The organism is Nostoc sp. T09, from assembly GCF_002154695.1.
GTDB lineage: Bacteria > Cyanobacteriota > Cyanobacteriia > Cyanobacteriales > Nostocaceae > Aulosira.
The window spans coordinates 1-2,796 of the sequence record NZ_MTAV01000253.1 but is presented as its reverse complement, the minus strand read 5'-3'; the positions used below and the strand labels follow the sequence as shown (position 1 = coordinate 2,796).

Here is a 2,796-nt window from a genome sequence, read left to right as displayed (position 1 = left end):
TCCTTAGTCATCAAGAACGTATTTTACATTTATTGGTAAATTCTTTCTCAGAAATCACCTAACTTTCTTTTGTCACTCTAGGCAGAGGAAAAAGCGAATAAGTCTGCCCAAAGTGATAAAAATAGATGATTGTGCAAGGTATTCATGAGGCTAATCAGGTAAGAAAATCCTGTAAAAAGTTGAGGGATAGAAAATACTTTGAGCCAAGGTTTAATCAGATTGAAAAGGATAAAAGGTTGAACAATAAGACGTAAATTATTCAGGATATTCTTCCAACCATGATTTTCATCCCACAAAGGGTGTTCCGCAAATATTTTGAGAATGTAGCTGTGAGATTGGGAAAAGACACTTGAATGAAGGCTGACCATGAGATAGGTACTACAAACTATTTCCCACCCTTCGGGTTCGCCAGTCGCTACAGCGGGGGGAACCCCCGCAACGCGCTGGCTCACCATTTCTGAATGTCAGAATAATGGGTAAGTCGTTGAATTTTCAGGTAGCTTCTCCGTGTCCGTCGTGACTTGCCAATATCGAATGGAGCGCCGCTTGCCAAAAATAATCTCTCTAATATATCGAACTTCCAGATTACCACTCGAGAAAACACGGTTAAATATTCGCCATTTGTTATACCTGATGCTTTGCCCTTTTGGTAGCCAAATTCCGTGGTTACTACCTATAGCTACAATAAAACAGAGTTGTAATTGATTTAATACACTAATAAAATTGCCATCACTTTCCCCATACAGGCTATCTGCCAAAACCAATTCAAACTTAAACCCCATTACTTGGAGTTCTCTGATTAATTCTGCTGCGATTTCTGGCTTGGTTTTATATTTATCTCCTGGCTGTAATCTCTCCCTTGGTTTATAAAGAAAGAAATGTTAAAGGAAAGGTCTTATCTTCAATCACACCATAGGCTGTCACTACCACTATGCCATTTTCTATTTTGCCTAAGTTACCAATATACTGCCGTTTTACATAGTCTGTAGTACGACCTTGTTTTTTGTCTCCTGTTTCATCAATTATTAGAATTAGCATTCCCTGAAGGGGTTGCCGCAGGCATCGCTTATTTAATACTCGCAGGATTAATTCTAATCTTCGCTTCTTTAATGATTCTATTGACCACGGTGATTCTGTTAAAAAATGATTTATGAACTGCTGATTCTCTAACCCTACGACCTTGGCTATTTCTGGTAAAGATTTCCTTTTGATTTCTGATATCATTCCCAAATGTAAATCTCGGAAATTCTCAAAACTCCTGACTTCTGGAAAGATGTTTCTGTAGATTGCACAATATTCATCCACAAATTTGATGCGCTTGTTTGGGGCTTCTTGGCTGTGTGATCCTCCCCTCCTGGCTTTCAGCCCTTCTTTCTGATTTTACTCTTCCCGGAGTGACAAAAGAAAGCTAAGATAAGCTCACAAGTTTATTGTGGAGATACACGCCAAATCTTAATAGTGCCATCCTGCCCAGCACTAGCAAGTGTCTTGCCATCGGGATTGAAAGCGACAGACCAAACTTGTAACTTGTGCGCCGTAAAAGTGCTGATTTTTTTACCAGTAGTAGCATTCCACAATTTGACAGTGCCATCCCGACTACCACTAGCGATTAACTTTCCATCTAGACTAAAACCAACAGTTTTGACTTCAGCTTTATGACCAGTTAAAGTGTGAATGAGTTGACCATCATTAATATTCCACAGCTTAATTGCATTGTCCCGGATGCCGATAGCTAGAGTGTTTCCATCAGGGCTGATAGCGACAGCATTAATTAATGATTTCGCATCGAAACTGCCTGTTCGTTTACCAGTTTTCACATTCCACGACTCAAACACAGAACCAGAACCACTTGTAGCAAATAAGGTCTGACCATCCTGGCTAAAAGTGGCTGGTTGAGTCTTGAAGTTAGAAAATCCCCTTTGATAAGCTAATGGGTCATCATTTATGCGGATAATTTCTCCAGTACGCCAATTCCACAACCTGATGATAGATCCAAGATCGAGACTACTCACCAGAGTTTGCCCATCTGGACTAAAGACTACACCAATCACTGGTTGTGAGTGCTTGAGTGTACGGATGAGTTTCCCAGTTTTAACATCCCACAAATTCAGGCTACCGTCTTGAGAACCACTAGCGAGAATCTGACCATCCCGGCTAAAGCTGACAGCCCAAGCTTGTCCTGATAAAGTACGCAATAGTTTACCAGTGGTGGGATTCCACAACCTTACACTTTTAGCACCAGCACTAGCAATAATTACACCAACAGGGCTGTTTGCCCCAGATATCTCTGGAGAATACGCAACTGAATAACCTGAATCAGACTGTGTTGATAAAGTACGCAGTAGTTGGCTATTTTTTGGCGACTGAGCAATTAAATCCTGAGTGTCAGGAGTCTCTGTAGTGCAACCGGAAACAGCAATAGTTATTACTGTCGGTGCTATCAGGTAGTTCCACAAAATACGGTTGAGAGTCATTGTCGGCGAATGCCTTAAGCTTGATATCTGACTCGACTGATTAAACTACACGCTGTTCCATGATTCTTTTCAAATTCTTAGCCCCCTATTAGCTGCGAAGTTATCAATCAAACTTTCTCTCGATTCGTGCAAGAGTAGTGCTAAGGGCAAAAACACTGTGACAACCGATGTCAGCGCTCCCTTTGAGTGGGGCAGAAAGCAGATCAGCCTGAATCGAATGAGTTTGACGCGATCTATTGTTCTTTCGCGATCGTACTTTTCTCCAACATTCCTAAGGTTCTCGAAAATTGGTATCGTTTTCTCAAATCTGGCGGATTCATCG

At 41.2% G+C, this 2,796-nt stretch carries 2 protein-coding genes and 1 pseudogene; 1 reads left to right on the top strand and 2 read right to left on the bottom strand.

Features of this window, described 5'->3' with window-relative positions; genetic code table 11:
* Positions 1 to 77: 77 nt before the first annotated feature.
* Both BV372_RS34010 and BV372_RS34005 read right to left on the bottom strand, forming a co-directional pair.
* Positions 78 to 1,365: pseudogene (locus tag BV372_RS34010) on the bottom strand (IS701 family transposase).
* Positions 1,366 to 1,427: 62 nt separating this feature from the next.
* Positions 1,428 to 2,474 carry a WD40 repeat domain-containing protein gene (locus tag BV372_RS34005; protein ID WP_086691804.1) on the bottom strand — a complete coding sequence of 349 codons (1,047 nt, stop codon included), beginning with the start codon at positions 2,472 to 2,474 and terminating at the stop codon, positions 1,428 to 1,430.
* A gap of 186 nt (positions 2,475 to 2,660) precedes the next feature.
* Here BV372_RS34005 and BV372_RS38520 point away from each other — a divergent pair.
* On the top strand, positions 2,661 to 2,796 hold a 136-nt coding region (locus BV372_RS38520; RefSeq protein ID WP_143845491.1), incomplete at its 3' end, for a methyltransferase domain-containing protein.

Bases quoted from the DNA above. Each gene is read 5' to 3' on its own strand.
- BV372_RS34005 (WP_086691804.1), bottom strand. From the start codon at position 2,474: ATGACTCTCAACCGTATTTTGTGGAACTACCTGATAGCACCGACAGTA.